10 protein-coding genes are annotated in these 17,174 nt (G+C 55.1%); 1 reads left to right on the top strand and 9 read right to left on the bottom strand.

Annotation, left to right across the window (positions count from 1 at the left end; translation table 11 throughout):
• Positions 1 to 5: 5 nt before the first annotated feature.
• The 8 genes from AC0YNV_RS26755 to AC0YNV_RS26790 form a co-directional block, all read right to left on the bottom strand.
• Positions 6 to 878 carry a carbohydrate ABC transporter permease gene (locus tag AC0YNV_RS26755; RefSeq protein WP_475770761.1) on the bottom strand — a complete coding sequence of 291 codons (873 nt, stop codon included), beginning with the start codon at positions 876 to 878 and terminating at the stop codon, positions 6 to 8.
• Positions 875 to 3,190 carry a DUF5696 domain-containing protein gene (locus AC0YNV_RS26760; RefSeq protein WP_475770762.1) on the bottom strand — a complete coding sequence of 772 codons (2,316 nt, stop codon included), beginning with the start codon at positions 3,188 to 3,190 and terminating at the stop codon, positions 875 to 877. The genes AC0YNV_RS26755 and AC0YNV_RS26760 overlap by 4 nt, the downstream gene beginning before the upstream one ends.
• A complete protein-coding gene (locus AC0YNV_RS26765) occupies positions 3,183 to 5,249 on the bottom strand; it encodes a YIP1 family protein (protein WP_475770763.1) in 2,067 nt (688 codons plus the stop codon). The genes AC0YNV_RS26760 and AC0YNV_RS26765 overlap by 8 nt, the downstream gene beginning before the upstream one ends.
• Before the next feature lie 15 nt (positions 5,250 to 5,264).
• On the bottom strand, positions 5,265 to 6,140 hold the full coding sequence (locus AC0YNV_RS26770; RefSeq protein WP_475770764.1) for a carbohydrate ABC transporter permease: 876 nt from the start codon (positions 6,138 to 6,140) through the stop codon (positions 5,265 to 5,267).
• A gap of 48 nt (positions 6,141 to 6,188) precedes the next feature.
• Entirely contained in the window at positions 6,189 to 7,136 is a 948-nt protein-coding gene (locus AC0YNV_RS26775; RefSeq protein WP_475770765.1) for a carbohydrate ABC transporter permease, read from the bottom strand.
• A complete protein-coding gene (locus AC0YNV_RS26780; protein ID WP_475770766.1) occupies positions 7,133 to 10,219 on the bottom strand; it encodes an extracellular solute-binding protein in 3,087 nt (1,028 codons plus the stop codon). Before AC0YNV_RS26780 ends, AC0YNV_RS26775 begins: the two co-directional genes overlap by 4 nt.
• A 72-nt stretch (positions 10,220 to 10,291) precedes the next feature.
• Positions 10,292 to 11,749 (bottom strand): extracellular solute-binding protein, encoded by a 1,458-nt coding sequence (locus AC0YNV_RS26785; protein WP_475770767.1) that lies wholly within the window; start codon positions 11,747 to 11,749, stop codon positions 10,292 to 10,294.
• A 143-nt stretch (positions 11,750 to 11,892) separates the two neighbouring features.
• Positions 11,893 to 12,903 (bottom strand): LacI family DNA-binding transcriptional regulator, encoded by a 1,011-nt coding sequence (locus AC0YNV_RS26790; RefSeq protein WP_475770768.1) that lies wholly within the window; start codon positions 12,901 to 12,903, stop codon positions 11,893 to 11,895.
• A 423-nt stretch (positions 12,904 to 13,326) separates the two neighbouring features.
• On the opposite strand from AC0YNV_RS26790, the gene AC0YNV_RS26795 reads away from it, so the two are divergent.
• Positions 13,327 to 14,694, top strand: a complete 1,368-nt coding sequence (locus tag AC0YNV_RS26795; protein WP_475770769.1) for a dicarboxylate/amino acid:cation symporter — start codon at positions 13,327 to 13,329, stop codon at positions 14,692 to 14,694.
• Between the two features lie 129 nt (positions 14,695 to 14,823).
• Here the strand turns inward: AC0YNV_RS26795 and AC0YNV_RS26800 are convergent, their stop codons facing one another.
• Positions 14,824 to 17,079 carry an ATP-binding cassette domain-containing protein gene (locus AC0YNV_RS26800; RefSeq protein ID WP_475770770.1) on the bottom strand — a complete coding sequence of 752 codons (2,256 nt, stop codon included), beginning with the start codon at positions 17,077 to 17,079 and terminating at the stop codon, positions 14,824 to 14,826.
• Positions 17,080 to 17,174: the final 95 nt, after the last annotated feature.

Below are 17,174 nucleotides of genomic sequence, written 5' to 3' on the forward strand. Positions count from 1 at the left end.
TCCTCCTATCTTCTGACCGCGTTGTCGCGGTTTCGGAAAAACCAGGCGATGATCAGCAGCACGACAAGGATGACTGCGAAGAAAATCCAGGCCATCGCGCTCGAATAGCCAAAGCCCGTGTTGACTTGAAACATTTTGTCTTGAATGAGCTTGATCACGTCACCGAACGTATTCGTGAACAGATCCACCGTCGTGTAAATGAGATTGACCAGAATGAACGGCTTGACCTCCGGCAGCGTCACCTTCCAGAAGCTTACCCACGGCGAGGCGCCGTCGATGGCAGCCGCCTCGTAGACCTGCGGGTTCACCTTCTGGAGCGCCGCCAGGAAGATAAGAATTTGGACGCCTGAGTACCACAGGATCAGAATGAACTTGTTGATGACGTCGATCAGCGGGCTCCCCCACGCATGGGGAAGCGAGTTCTGCAAATAATCGATGATGCCGGATTGATCCATCAAAGGAATCGTCGCCGCGCCCTGCGAGAACAGCTCCTGCACCACTTCGCCGCTCGTGATCACGACCGGAAGGAAGAAAATCGCGCGGAACAGCTGCCGTCCCCGGATCGGCTGATTGATCAGCAGCGCGACGAACAGGGAAAACACGATGACGATCGGAATCATCAGCACGGTCGACTTGACAAACAGCAGCAGCTGTTGAATGAATTCCGGGTCCGTCAGGAACGCTTCCTTATAATTGCCCCAGCCCAAATACTGCGTCTTGATACCCTCCGGCGTTACCGCGACCTTGTGAAAGCTCATGAAGAGCGAGAAATAGAGCGGATACGCCATAAAGAGCAGGAAGCCGACGATCCACGGCAGCACGAGCGTATACCCGATCAGCGCCTCGCGCCTTGCCTTGGGCATCTTCATCTTCTTCATGACCGGTCGCCTCCCGTCACGGCAAAATCGCGCGCTTTCACGTCAACTGATCCGCTGCGGTAATCCTGGCCGGTATAGTTCACCCATATCGCGGCGCCGTTGGAGTAGCTTACCTTGACCACCCCGTAATCGAGCACCTCGCGCCCCGTCATGAACGCGTGCCGCACCGGCTTCAGCGCCTCGTTCGCCATCTCGTACTGGCGTTTGATCTCCGGCGCCCAATCCGCGTAGGCGGTGGAGAACTGGTCGCTCGACGGCGTATTTTGCAGCTTCCAGGAAGGCTCCTTCGTAATGACGAAGGACGGGTAAGCGCCGTATTCGATCATGCGGAGCACGTCCTCCGACGGATCGGCTTGATGGTTGGAATCCTTCGCATAATAATCCATGACGCCATGAAGCGTCATTTGGATAAAGGGAACCGTGTCTGTCGTGTACATGAACTGCGACGATTCCATCGCTATGCCCAAGTACGAGGCCGTCCCTTTCAGCATGTAGTCGTTGGGCTGGTTCACCGCCAGGTTCAGCGATTGCTTATTCGCTTCCTCCAGCAGCGTGCCGTACATTTGCATCGCATCGGTGCGGGTAACCGCCTCCTTGCCGCTATAGTCCGAGAACAGCATATAACCGGTGCCGTTCAGCGTCAGGTTCGTCAGCCCGTCCCCGCGGAAGGCGCCGAAGTCGTCCTTCGCCAAGCGGAGCGCGGACTGCGGACGAAGGAAATAGCCGTTCAAATCCTTGTACAGGCTGCTCACGAATTTGCTTACGAACGGATATTCCAGCAGCCGGTCGGTAATCATCCGGGCGGCATCCGAACGGACGTTGGTCCGCGGACTGCCTTTGAGCAAATCAGTGTAATCGGTTTCCAGGCTGAGCGTGATCCCCTGCTCCTTCGCGTAATCGTGCAGCGCCTCGAAACCGGAGCGGCCGCCCAGCTCGCCGGCAAACGACGGCTTGGCGGGACGGGCGCCGTTCAAGCCCCCGGCATTCCATCCCTTGAGCACGGCCGTCACCCGGGTGACGCCCTGCTTGCGCAAATCTTCCAAAATGCCTTGGGCTTCTTCGAAGGAAGTCAGCTTCAGCACATGCTTGCCGAGGAGACCAGGCTCGATGTCGCCGCCAAGGAAATCGATCTCTACGGGAATGTCACTGGCTTCGCCGGTTTCCGCCGGCTTCTTCGGAAGCATGCCGCTGCTCTGCAAATAGGTGCGGTACGCCCCGGCCATGCCGATATAATCCGCCTGGCCGCCGCTCAAGAAGAGATAGCGCGTTGCCTTGTCTCCTTCGGTCTTTACTTTCGTGAACGTATTGATTCCGCCCATCGACTGGCTGGTCGGTTGAAAATACGCGGATCTCACCTTGAAGCGCGTCGATACCCAGTAATAATTCGTATTGACGCCGCTCGGATAAGCCACGATTTCCGCATTGGCTTTCCCCTGATCGACGACGCCCATCAGCGCATTTTGGCCTGCGCCGTGCACGATGCCGAATACAGGATACGAAACGGCGTTAGACCCGTCGAAGCCTGTCGTGGTCACGTCGCTGCCGTAAATTTCCCCGACATACGGCTCGTCGAAGCGCGACTGCTGATCGCGGAAACGGATCAGCGCCCCGCTGCCGTCAGGGATGAACAGATAACCCGGCACATCCGCTTGGCGCACGGCGCCGAGGAACGGATAGAGCTGGATGGTAGCCAGCCGGCCGCTGCCCTCCTCCACGACCGAATCATTCGGCAGCGTGACGACAAGGCCGGTCTCGTCCAGCGCCGTCCGCACCGTCAGCCTGATCCCCAGATCGGGAAGCTCGTAGGTTACTTCCATGCCGCCCTCGATCGGTTTGGCCGATACCGCCTTGCCTTGCTGGGAGCGGAAGTTGCTCGTCGCGACCGTCGCGTCGTCCGCCTGGAAATAATCCAGCATGAACGGCGACTGCATGGCATTGATCCAATCCTCGTTCAGCTCTTCCTGCTGCATCGTCTGCGGGTCGGGCACGGAGGACCACACATGACCGGTCTCCTTATTCTTGACCTCGATGGCGTAAGTGCTCCTATTCATGTACAGCTCGAGACTGCCGTTATCCCCGATGCGCTCGTACCCTTGACCGACAGGAAGCGGAGGTACGCCGGTCTGCGCAGGCTCGGGCATCGTAAAGCGGTTGGACTTGTAAAAGGCCTGCTCCTCCTGCCGGTTCAGCGTGCTGTCCAAGACGATATTCACGGGCTCCACTGTCTCGCCAAAAACATGCGCGATGGAGCCCGCGAGCACGGCTGCCGCCAGGCTAAGGCCGAATCGAACGGCTTGCTTTCGTTTAGCCACGGTATTTCACCTCTTCTGCTATGCTCCGCACGAAATCCCACAGCTGACTGGATAATCCGAAGAAAATGAAGGCGATAACCGCCATAATGACCATGCCGGACAGGGTGATCGCAATGTTCCTGAACGATTCCCTGAACTCGTAGCCATGGATTTCCTTCACCATGATGATGAACAATAATACGCACCAAGCCAGAATAATCATGCGGGAGTAGTCGTACACGACCGACTCCATCAGGGTCAGTCCTTTGGACAGGATGGCCAGGGGTACGCCGAACAACAGATAGGGACTGAGCGCATACACCGAGCCTTTGAAAACATCCTTGAACTTCCCTTCGCCGTCGTTGATGACGCTGACCATATAATTGCATACAATCCATGCAAGCAGCGGCACGAGCACCTTCAGCAGCTCGGATGCGATGCTCACCTGCAGCGGATCGGCGCCGCCGAAGATAAAGCTCGTCTGGAATACCTCGAACAGCCGGACCGCCGCGAACAGCACGAGCAGAATAGCCGCCGACAGGACGGATGCCTTCCCGTTCGTCAATTCCTCGAAGCCGTCGATCGGATGCCGCAGCATGCGGAATACGTGAAGCAGCTGACTGACGATCCGAACCCGTCCCAGTCTTCGCACCGCATCCACGACGGGCGCGCCGAGACCAAATTTGCGGTGGAGCCGCTTCAATACCATCCAAGCGGCGACCAGCCCCGCCAGAATAAGGAGCACCGTCGAAACATGCTTCATCAGCCATTCCCGCCGCAATTCCCAATACGTGTTGGAGTATTCCCCCGCGTTCTTGGCGAATTTCAGCTCATCGAATGCCTGGTCGAAAAGGCCTTGCTTGTAATAGGCGAGCCCGATGCCCAGATGGGCCAAATCGAACAGGCTGTCCAGACGCAGCACCTCGCGCCACGGCTCCAGGCTTTCGACGTATTTGCCGTCCAAATACAGCGACACCGCCTTGCCTACGAGCGTCGCGAATGGCGTAGGCTTGAAAATCTGAATGTTGCCGCGCTCCTTGTCCAGTACGTACAGCAAGCCGTTGCTATTGACTGCGATGCCCGAAGGGGACGTAAAATACCCGAGGCTCTGGTAGCCCGCATCCATGCCGCCGAAGCCGAAGAGCAGGCTGCCGTCCTTGTCGTAGACATAGATGAAGCCTTCCACGGAGTCAGCGGCGTAAATATTGCCCATCCGGTCGATCGTCACATCCGCGATAGTCCCGCTCATATAAGAAGACGAACGAAGCAAATTATCGCCGGCCACATTCAACTTCTTAATGCTGCCGCCGTCAAGCCCGACCGTCGCGGTGAAGACGAGTCCGTCCTCGCCGATGGCCACGTTGCTCGGGGAGGGAGGAAGCTTCTGCGACAGCTGGCTCAGCTGCTTCCGCGTGAAGAACGTTTTCTGAAGTGAGCGCTCGAGGCTGAAGCCCACCCGATTCGCCCCGAAATAGCCCAGGAAGCTGCCGTCTGCGCTCATCTGGGCAAGCCCTTGCACGAGACCCTCGCCGACAATGTACAGATTACCCCGCAGGTCGACGGTGATTTTTCTCGGCTTGAAGGCGTTGCTCTTCCCGAACAGCAGCGATTCCGGCTGGTCGATCGCCGTGGTTTTCTTGCCGCTCTTGTCATAAACAAAGACCTGCTCCGCGCCGTGGTCGGCCACATACAGCTTGCCGGCGCCGTCGACGTAGATGCCCGTCGGCTCATCCAGATCCCCTGCTCCGATGATGCGGATCAGACTTCCGCGTTCGTCCAGCTCCAGCACGCGGCTGTTGCCGGTATCCGCGATGAAAATATGATTGCTAGCATCGATGAATAAATCCTGCGGCTGATCGAGTGATACCGTCAGCTGGCCTTCCCGCTCCGCCGCTTCTGCGCCGAACATGCTGTAACCGTCGATGGCGCCCATCGGCACATAAGCGGTTTGCGTCAATCTTGGCTGCCCGTTCTGCTTGAACGTGAAGGCATCGTACCGGGCGCTGGCGACGCCGGGCGCAGCGGCGAGCAGTAAGGAGAGGATGACGATTGCGTAAATAACGGATTTCCATTTCACCATGTGCGTCCCCTTCCTTTACTTCAGACCCGAGTGCGCCATCGTATCCATGACCTTGCTTTGCATGAAGATAAAGATGATTAAATTGGGAATGAACATTATAAGCGCGGCAGCTGCAGCCACCCCTTGGCCGGCCACGTTGTTGCCGACCGTCGTGCTGAGCGTCGTCATATAGAACGCGAACGTCTTGAGCGTCTCTTTGCTCATGTACAGGCTGGACGTCTCCGCGTTGTTCCACACCGTTTGGAACGCCAGAATCGCCACGGTCGCCATGGCGGGCGAGATGAGGGGCATGACGATTCTCGCGAAAATATAGCGGTCCTTCGCCCCGTCCATCTCCGCCGCTTCCAGAAGCTCATTCGGAATCTGGTCCACGAACTGCTTGACCAGAAACACGCCGACCGGGAGCGCCATCAGCGGCAGCATATGGCCCCAGTATGTATTGATCAGGCCGAGCTTCTCGATGATCAGGTAGCGGGGGATCGTCACCGCCGCCGGCACGAACATGAGCGCGATCGTATTGATTTCGAAGATGACCTTGCGCATCCTGAATTTCTTCTTCGACAGTGCATACCCCGCCATCGCGCTGGTCAGCAGCGATAAGATCACCACGACCGCCGAAACGACGACGCTGTTGAATAAGTACTTGGTCACCGGAATGACGCTCATATCCTTCAAGCTGAGCAGCGAGAGCAGATTCTCGAAGGTCGGCTTGTGTACAAGGAACGTCGGCGGGAACAGGAACAGCTCGTCCAGCGGCTTCAGCGCTTGCGAGAACATGAAGACAATCGGCAGGACCATGATGAAGCCGAGCGGAACGAGAAACAGATAAAATTTCAGCTGTCCGAAGCCGATTCGGCTCGGATTGATTTTATTGCCATGAAATGAAGCCACCAGACCACCTTCTTACTCGTTTTTGTAGACAGCTGTTCATATGCGCCCCTAATCTTTCTCGCCGAACAAACGCCAAGCGAGCTTCGAGAATCCGTATATGATCAGCAGAAGGACGACCGAGACGGCTGAAGCGTACCCCATGTCATACCGGATAAAGCCGTAATCCGCGATATGGTTGATCAGCAGCTGCCCCGAATATTGGGGCGTCGGGTTCGTGCCCGACAGCTGCACGCCGATCTCCCCTGCCTGGAACGTGCCGACGACCGCCATGACCGCTCCGAACAGCATTTGCGGTTTCATGGAAGGGATTGTAATATACCAAATCTCCTGCAGCCGGTTGCGGATTCCGTCGATGTAGCCTGCCTCGTACATTTCCTTGTTGATATTCAGAATGCCGGCCAGCATCGCAAGAAATCCGACGCCCATGCTGTTCCACAGTGTGACGATCACCATGATCGGCATGAGATAGTGCGGCGACTGCGTCCATTGGATCGGTTGTTGAATCAGATTCAGCTTGAGCAGAACCGAATTCAGATAGCCGGCGCTGTCGCCGCTGAATAACGTCAGCCAGATGACCGTCATCGCCACGCCGGCCGTCATCGACGGCGAGTAGAGCACCAGCGCCAGCACGGTCCGCGGCTTCCGCGAGATTTGGGAAAGCAGCCATGCCAGGAAGAAGGACAGGATATAGCCGCCAGGACCGACGAGCAGGGCGAACTTGATCGTATTCGGCAGGACGTACATCATGAACTCGCTGTCCTGTGTCAATAGATTCACGTAATTCTGCAATCCGATGAATGCCGGACGCTGGACCGTGTTAAAGTAGGTGAACGATAACGCAATCGCTGCACCGACCGGAATGATGATAAAGAGCGAGAACAGGATCAGGAACGGACTCAGGAACAGATAAGCCGACAACTCTTCCCGCAGCGAATGCTTCATTTTCCTTTTCACGGCTGGCCGTGCTTCTGCCTTCAGGACGGTCATTTCACTCATTTGTCATTGCCCTGCCTTTCCGCGCCGGGGAGCGCCGGTACCTTGAGCGGTTTAACCCAGGCGCCGTTCTTCATAAAACCGAACTCCTCCAGTTTTTTCGCGAGCTCGCGGTTGGTCAATATCGTCGCGTCCTCGATCGCGCGCCGCGGATTGACACCGTCGAACACGATTTTGTTCCATGCATCGCTGAGCTGCCGCTCCAGCATGTAATCCCCCGGAATATGCGGTGTATCCTTGAGCCATTTCCACTGCTCCTGCACGACCTTGATGTCCGAGGAAGGCCACGCCATCTGCTGGAAGGCATCCAGATTCGCCGTATTCCACATGAAGGTCGGGCCGTAAATCGTCTGCATCCGGTTGCCGAATTTCACCTGCGTGTCGGTGGAGGTCCACCATTGAAGCAATTCCCACGCATCCTGCTGCCGTTTGCTGTTTTTAAAAATAATCGACGTCTGCGCCGTTCCCGCTGCCCAGCGTTCGACCGTACCGTCTTTCCCGGCCACGCCGGGCATCGGTGCGATTTTCCAGAGACCGCTGATTTCGGGCGCTGCCGACATCAGCTGGATGTAGGTCGTGAAATTCGAGATCCCGATCGGCAGGCTGCCGTCGCGGAAGTGATTATAGAAATTCGGCACGTTGAGCGGCAGGTTGTACACCGTGAACAGATCCGTCATTTCCTTGATCCCCGCGATTGCCTGCTCGCTATCGATCGCCGTCTTGGCGCCGTCCTTCGTAAACAGCTCGCCGCCATGCTGATAAATAAACGGAGACGTCAGCCAAATTTGCTTGTTGCCGCCCGATTGCGCCAGCGGATCGTAGAAGTTCAGTCCGTACCGCTGCAGTTCCGGCAGCAGCTTCTTCACATCCTCCATCGTATCGGGGATCGGCAGATGAAGAGCATCCATAATATCCTTGCGATAGTACAGCACCCAGAAATCCTGGGTTTCCGGCAGCGCGTACGTGCCGCCGTTGAATTGGTAGGGAAGCATCGTCCCCGGAGCGAACCGCTTCATGACCTGATCGTAGTCCGGAAATTGCTTCAAATCGGTCAGCGTCCCGCGTACCGCCAGGTTGAACGGCGTCGTCGTGTTGATCGACAGCGCGGCATCCGGCGAATTGCCCGCGGCATTGGCGAGAACGAGCTTGGTCTCGTCGGGCATCAGGGAGAACGAGACTTTGATGCCCGTCTTCTTCGTGAACTCCTCGTTCGCCAGCTGCTGCATCGCCATTACGTATTGGCGCGGACGATTGACCCAAATTTGCAGCGCATCGTCCCCGTTGTCGTTGATTTTGCCGTAGTCCTTGGTGAAGGATCCGAAGAAGACCGAGAGATACGAATTCATCCGGCTGAAGAAACTTGCTGTTGCGTGCGGCAAGTCCTTGTCCGCATAGACATAGAACCGGTCAAGCATCAGCGGTTGATTGGGCAGCTTCGCCAGCGTTTTCCCCAGCAGCTGCATGACGGAATTGGAGCCGCCTGTCAGCTGGTCGGTCTTGTAGGGAATCGCGTTCGGGTTCGCCGCGAGCGCACGCAGAATCTGAGCCGAAATGACGAGCGACTTGGACGCGTCCGTCGTTTTGCCGATGGCGGCCATCAGCCAGGCGTTGCGCTTCTCCAGCATTTCGGCATATTGCGTAAGCCGCGATGCCGCATCCGGAATCTGATCGGTCAAATCCCAGTCCCGATTCGTGTCCTGGGTGTTGCCCGTCGCCATCTTCAGCTCGATGATGAAGTCGTTGACGCCTTTCATCGCATCCTGAATCGCGCGGATCGTCTCGCGGTACGGCGTATCGTTGGCAGTGAGCGTCAAGGTGTGCTCGCCTGCCGTCAAATGAAAGAGAAACGGCTGCTCCCGCTTGTCCGACGCGTCGCGGTTGGTCCAGTCGGAGACATAGGGAAACGCTACTTCCAGCGCTTCCTGAAACGGAAGGTCATCATCTATGCGCATCGAACGAAACACCGGCATGTCGGTTCCCGTGTCGCTTGTAATCGGCCCCTGCTTGTATTTGAAGGCGATGCGGTAATTGCCCTCCTGCGGCACCTGGAACTTCCAGGTTACGCTCTGCCCGCTGACCTGCCACGAGTCGCCGCCGAGCGCATTGAGACGAAGCATTTTGCTGCTGAACGGAACCGCGGAGGGATTGCCGTCCGCTTGAGCGCGTATGAACGGCTCGTTTTTCATGACGATGTCTTCCGCCTCTACGGCAGCTATGTAGGATGGGGAGTCGGAACCCGATGAGCGATGATAATCGGCGTAATTTGGCAGCTCCGCCGGGCTTGCGATGACGACATTGCCGAGTAAAACCGGCTCGCTGACGAACGGAAGCGTCACAACGTTGTCGCCCGCCTCAAAATGAAACAACAGCGGAAGGTCGTCCGCGGATGCCGGGGCTTCCACGTACTGGGTACGCCAGCCCGGCAGCACTTCCTGGTCGGGCAGCACGTCATTGCCGAGCAAATCTTGCGCGAACGGATAGCGGCTGTTCTTCCAATACGTCGGAAGCTCGAATTGGCGCGCTTGAAAATACGGGTACTTGCCGCCGATTTGAATGCCGCGCTGTATAGCGATGACTTTATCCGTAAGCGGATAGTAATCCAGCTTCACTTGATAGAGTCCGTCTTGCGGAATCCGGACATGGAAAGAAATCGCGGACGCCTTCTCGTCCCACCGGAAGACCGGCGAGCCGTAATCGCTGCTGTCCGCCGCTGTCGTCAGCTGCGCCTCGCGTCCGTCGACGGTGAACGCCGACGGCTCAACCGCCGTTTGGAATCCGGGTATCGCTTGAATGCCATCCTTCTTCCATTGCTGCAGGACGTCGAAGTAATCATCCCCTACGACCTCCTTGACGCCTTCTTCCTGCTTTTGCCCCGCGCCTTGCTGGCTGTCGGGCTTGGTTTCGGAATCGTTTTTATCCGGGCTGCCGAAAAGCGCATCCAGCACATCCGAGTTGTCAGTATCCGTATTGCCGCCGCCCCCGTCTTCCGCGTAAGCCTTGGACACGGTCGCCGGCGCTTCGGACAGACAGACGACGCCCAATAGCATCGCCACGGTCAAAATGACGGCTACAAGCCTTCTCATCATGTCCTTGCTCCTTTACTGCCAAATGATAGGCTCCTTCCCTTCCATGCGAAGAAAAGGAGCCAGCTTAAGCGGTTACTTGGTTGCCGCGTCGATTTGCGTTTTGTTTTTGTCGAAAATATCCATCGCTTTTTGCTGAATATCTTTTGCAACATCTTCCGGCTTCACTTTTAGCGTAACGAGGTCTTTTTTCGTATCGTAAGGATTAAGCACTTTATCGATGATTTCCGCATCGCCCGGCAGCCATTTGAAGCCGTCGACGAAGCCGTCGCCGATCATCGAGATGACGTCTTTGATTCCCGGCGCCGTGAACGTCGTTTTCAGGTAGGCGTCCCAAACGTCGCGGTCGCTGACCAGCGGCATCGTGGAGATCGGTTTTTCGATCTCATTGATGCGCTGCAGCCAGCCATCCTTGGAGAAGGTCAGCCATTTAATGAATTCATAGGCTTCTTTCGGATGCTCGGTATTCGCCGCCATGCCGATATAGTCCGTGATGATCGGAACGCGCTGGCCCTTGTCGGCCGGCAGCGGCATGAAGTCCCATTTGAACTTCGCGTTTTTGGCCAAGTCGGCGAAAGCCCAATTCGCATCGATTTTCATGCCCACTTTACCGGCCACGAAGCCGCTCTTGTCCTTGCCGTACCATTTGTCCTGCTCTATGCGCTCGTACAGATCCACCGAGGTTTTGTCATTGTATACGATGTTGTTGATCCAGTGGATCGTGTCGGAAAACGCAGGATTGTCGAAGTTGAACTTCGTGCCGTCATAGGTGAGCCAGCCGAGAGACGGATCGAACTGCGGGACGAACGACTCGCGGGCGCCGACGATGTTCTCCACGCCGAATTGGTGGTCGCTTACTTTCGTCAGTTTCTTCGCAATGTCCTCAAATTCATTCGTCGTCCAATTCTTCTTCGGCAGCGGAATGTTCTCCTTATTGAAGAGATCCACATTGATCAGAACGCCGGTCATGAACATTTGATGCGGCAGCATATACTGCTTGCCGTTATACTGGCCCGTTTCGCTCAGATTGCTGAAAATCTTATCCGGACTGTAATCGGAATCGGTCTCCAAATAAGGGTTCAAGTCGCCAAGCCAGCCGTTGGCCACGTTCGCCGGCCCGTTAAATACGAAGAAAACATCCGGAAGCTTGCCCGCTGCGGCCGCTGCGCCAAGCTTCTCGTCCCACGGCCAGGTAACGGATTTGTCGATTTCGATTTTGATGTTCGGATGGGATTTCATAAAAGCGTCAATCTTCTTCTGCTCCATCACGGGATCGCTCCAAGTCGCAAACTTGAGCGTTACGACCTCGTTTGAGGAAGAATCGCCCGCATTGGCTGCCTCGCCCGTATTGGTCTGCGCCCCCGCGTCTGCGGCATTGGTTCCGCCGTCCGCGGCATTGACTCCGCCATTCGTTGCGTTGGTTCCGCCATTCGCGGCATTGCTGCCGCCATTGTTCGCATTATTGCTGGAGCAGCCGGCAAGCAGACTAACCAGCATGATTGAAATCAGGATTGCGCCAACCGTTTTTCTCATCGATTTTCCCCCTACAAATAACGAGCCTCTACAGCCTCGCTTTAATGGTATGGCTTCCCGGAACGGAGTCCGGGTTGCATATGTAAGCGTATCCAAATCCGGTAATAGCGCGCCGCCGAAGCTGGCGCCTGTGACGATAGTATTCAAGTGGATATCGTATTTTTCAGTTGCATTCCGCAAGATTCCCTAACGACCAGTTCAGTATCCAGCATGATCTTCTTGGATTCTTCCATGCCGTCATGAAGCGCTTGGAATATCGTATGCGTCACGAGCGAACCCCACTCGCGCATCGGATGCTTGATCGTCGTCAGAGCCGGACGAACATAGGAGGAAAGTTGAATATCATCAAATCCCACGATGGCTACATCCTCGGGAACGCGGTAGCCGGCTTCCGTCAACGCCTGGATACAGCCGATCGCCATCTCATCGTTCGCAGAAAAAATCGCCTCAGGAACTTTGCCGCTCATGATCAACGCCTTGGCAGCCTGATACCCGCCCTGTTCAGTGAAATGCCCCTGGGCCGTATAGGAGACCTGAAAAGAAAGCCCCGCATCCGCAAGCGCGCTCTTATACCCTTCGAATCGCTTTTGGTTATTGTAAGAACTGACGCCGCCGCTTAAATATCCGATATTCCGGTAGCCTTGAGCGGCCAAATGCATGGTTGCGTTGTATGCGCCCTGAACGTTATTGATCAAAACCTGATGCACGTGATCCGCCTTAAGTTCCCGGTCCATAACTGCGATCGGAAAGGACTTGGATGCTATTTGCACGAGCAGCTCATCCGGAATCGTAGGACCGAAGATGACCGCAGCGTCAAAAAGCTTTTCCTGGAGGAAGCGGCTGGACGAATTCCGGTCAATCCCCGTGCTGCAAGCGATGAGATCATATCCGTTGGACTCGACGACTTCTTGAAGCCCTTCAATAACCGAACTGAAGAACGGTCCGCCGAAACCGGTCACGAACAATGCGATCGTTTCGGTCTTTCTGCGCTTCAAATTCCGTGCCGTCGCGTTCGGCCGATAGTTGAGCGCATCGACAACGGACAGCACTTTGAGTCTGGTTTGTTCGCTGACCCGAGAGTCGTTATTCAATACGTACGAAACCGTCGAAACGGCGACTCCCGCTTGCTTTGCAACATCCTTGATGGTGGCCATTTACACCCCCCTTTCGAAAGTATTTTATCTTTCATCGAATCGTTTCGAATCACTTTTTTACTATAACCGAATAATAAAGCGATTTCAATACCGTTTTTGGCTTAAATTTCTTTAAAATATTGCAATTTGAATTATCTAATCCATTTTCTTCGAAACGATTCGATAAACTCTCAGCCCAAAGAACTGGTATTTTCATGCAGGCTAATCCTGAAATGTCAGAGCTGGAAATTGTCTTGATATTACTTTGATACCACCATGCTAAAAGGATTTTACCCAGTAATTTTAGCAGAATTAATTTTTAGTACTTTTCCACAACCTATGTCAGTAAAATAAAAAAACATTTGACTTTCTGATTGGAACTTTGTACATTGAATTTGCAAATCATAATTCACATAAAATCACTGGGTTTAGGAGGGTTTAAAGATGGACAACGTTGAAAATAACTTGCTCTCTGCCATCGAAACAAACGGGTACAGCTTCATTATATCCCTTATTGTATTCGGTTTTCTGTTCTTCCTGGCGCGAAGACGGGTAAGCTTCGGTACACGGGTGCTGGTCGGACTCGGGCTCGGGTTGCTTGTAGGCATTCTTTTTCAAAACCTGGAAAACTTTGAAATTAAAGGGATCAGCACGTTCGGCAGCATCTATGTCAGCTTAATTCGCATGCTCGTTATTCCGCTTGTATTCGTCCTCGTGCTCAACAGTATCGCGTCGCTGACCAGTCTGGACTATTTGCGTAAAATCGGCTTCAAGACGTTCGCCTGGTTTCTTGGAACAACCGGTATCGCTTCGGTAATCGGCCTGTTGGTTGCCCTGCTGTTTAATCCGGGAGCCGGTATTGAGCAGACTGTACCGGCAGATTTTGCCGCCCGCGAGATTCCGACCTTCTCGGAAGTTATTCTGCAGCTTATACCGTCTAATCCGTTCAACGAGGCTGCGGAAGGCAAAGTTGTCCCGATTCTGATCTTTGCGATTTTCCTCGCTGTTGCAATCATTAAAGTTGGTTCCAAAAACGCGGAGGCCGTAAAACCAGTCCGGGATCTGATTTCATCGTTGACGCAGGTGCTGCACCAGGTCGTCAAATTTGTCATTCGCTTGACTCCGTATGGCGTATTCGCCCTAATAGCGGGAGTTGCGGCGCGTTACGGATGGGACACCCTGCAGGAGCTCGGCAGCGTTATCGTCAGCTCTTATGTCGCTCTAATCATCCATTTCGTGCTTGTATTCGGCGGTCTCGTGCTGCTTGTCGCCAAAGTGAATCCTTTTAAATTTTTCCGCAAAATTTACCCGACCATCGCTGTCGCTTTCACCACCCGCAGCAGCTATGCAACGCTTCCGGTCAATCTGGAAGTCATTACAAAGCGGCTTCATGTCTCCCCGCGCATCGCCAGCTTCGTTGCTCCGCTGGGAGCATCGGTCAACTTCAACGGCTGCGGCGGCGTGTGGCCAGCTATCGTGGCGGTATTCACCGCTCAAGTATTCGGCATTGATTTGACGGCGACCGACTATATCATTCTCGTGCTGGTCAGCATCATCTCTTCGATCGGAGTTGCCGGCGTCCCCGGTCCGGCCGTTATTTCCACGACCGTTGTGCTCACGGCACTTGGCCTGCCTCTTGAAGGAATCGCGATCGTCGCAGGCGTGGAAGCACTCATCGACATGGGCCGCACAGCCGTTAACGCGACCGGGACGACGGTTACCTCCCTGCTCGTGGCAACCTCTGAAGGCGAGTTCGACCGCGAAGCATTTAACCGTGACGAAGACGAAGATATTGCTCTGAATGCGGTTTAAGATTTGCGCGGCTAGCCCTGATTCTACAGAAAAAAGGTATATTCTCTCCATAGAAACTGGAGGGAACGTACCTTTTTTTTATCTGGCTTGACACCTATGAATTCTCATTGAACGTATCCCTTGACCCGATTACATCAAGTATCTTCCCGTGATCGACTGCTCCGCATGGATGATCTGCGAAGGTGTGCCCTCGAACACCACCTGGCCGCCCTTGCTGCCTCCGTCCGGTCCCATATCGATGATCCAGTCCGCCTGGCTGATCACATCGAGGTTGTGCTCGATGACGATCACCGTATTGCCGGCATCCACGAGGCGGTTCATGATCTCCAGAAGGTGACCGATATCCGACATATGCAGACCGGTCGTCGGCTCGTCCATCACGTAGATGCTGCCCTTCTTATGAAGCTCGCTTGCCAGCTTGATGCGCTGGCATTCCCCGCCCGAGAGCGTGCTGAGCGGCTGGCCGAGTGTAATATAGTTCAGCCCCACATCGCTCATCGCCTGGAGCTTGCGCACAACCTCTTTTAGCTGAAAAAAATCCAATGCCTGCTCCACAGTCATCTCCAGCACTTCTGCTATTGACTTGCCGTTCAGCTTGTACGCGAGCACCTCTTCCTTGAAGCGTCTGCCTCCGCATACTTCGCATGGCAGCTTCACGCTGTCGAGGAATGCAAGGTCTGTATACACAACACCCAGCCCTTGGCAGTTCTCGCAAGCCCCCTTGGAGTTGAAGCTGAACAAGCCTTGGCCCACTTTGTTCGCGGAAGCAAACGCTTTGCGCACATCATCCATAATACCCGTGTAGGTCGCGGGATTCGAACGTGTTGATACCCCTACCGCCGATTGGTCAATAACGATTGCATCCGGATGCTGACTGAGGAATACGTCGCTAATCAGCGTACTCTTGCCCGAGCCGGCGACTCCCGTAATGACTGTCAGCACTCCGGTGGGAATATCTGCACTTACGTTTCGCAGGTTGTGCAGCGTGGTATCCTTGATGGACAGCTTGCCGGACGGCTGCCTGCAATCTTCCTTCAGGCGGAGCTGCCGCTTCATATGGGTGCCTGTAAGCGAACCGGCCTCAAGCAAGCCTTGGAAGCTTCCTTCATACACGATGGTACCGCCGCGGCTGCCGGCGTGAGGCCCGACGTCGACGATATGATCCGCCACCTTGATCACATCGGGATCATGCTCGACGACAATCACGGTATTACCCTTGTCGCGCAGCTTCTGAAGCAGCCCAACCAGCCGGTGTACATCACGGGGGTGCAAGCCAATGCTGGGCTCATCGAAGATGTAAGTGACATCCACCAGACTGCCGCTCAGATGCTTCACCATCTTGACGCGCTGCGACTCGCCGCCGGACAACGTATCCGTCTCGCGGTCAAGTGTCAAGTAGTCGAGTCCGATATCCACCAGATGCTGCAGCCGCTCCGTCAGCGACTTGGTGACCGGCGCGGCTGCGCGATCGTCAATCTCCCGAATGACGCGGATGAGCTGTCCGACCTCCATGGAGGACATCTCCGCAATGTTTAGTCCATTGATCCTGCAGCTGAGCGCGGCCCGACTGAGTCTCGCGCCGCGGCAGCTTGCGCAAGGGCCCTCGGAGATGTACGGCGCAACAGTTTTTTGCGTGCGCTCGGACTTCGTCTTCACATCCTGCTTGATGTACTTGTTGGTGAATTTCTCGATGATGCCTTCCACTGTAACATTCACTGCCTTCCCGGCGAAATCCATCTCCACTTTCCTCGCCTTGGCGAATAGCAGCCGATCCAGCTCCTCTTCCGAATAATCACTCAGCTTCTTGTCGAGATCGTAGGATCCCGACTGCACGATCATGTTCCATTCCCAGCCGTTTACCGCATAGTCCGGCAGCATGATTGCCCCTTCATTCAACGACCTTGACTTGTCGAGCGCCTTGCTCATGTCGACGCCCAGCCTGCGGCCGATCCCGTTGCACTCGGTACACATGCCTTGCGGATCGTTGAACGAGAACATGTTTGCTTGTCCAACATAGGGTTGACCCACACGGGAGAAGAGAAGACGGAGAATGGGAGAGATATCGGTAATCGTGCCCATTGTGGAATGGGAACCACCGCCCAGCCGCTTCTGATCCACAATAACAGCCATGCTCAGGTTCTCGATCGCGTCCGTATCCGGCTGCGGATAGCGGGGCAGGAAATTGCGTACGAACAAGCTGAAGTTCTCATTCAGCAACCGCGTGGATTCTGCAGCGATCGTATCGAAGACAATCGATGACTTGCCGGATCCGGATACCCCGGTGAAGATCGTGATCTTCCGCTTGGGAATGCGCAAGGATACGTTCTTGAGATTGTTTTCCCTCGCACCCGAGATTACGATATACTCCTGATTGGATTCGCTCATGCTTAACATCCTTCCGATAACGTGAATTTCTGCTTATTCTTCACAGTGTACCATTCATCGTGCATAGAAAGCCGGGCAGCCCGAACTTGCACTCA

It is taken from the genome of Paenibacillus sp. JT31N11, from assembly GCF_056269285.1.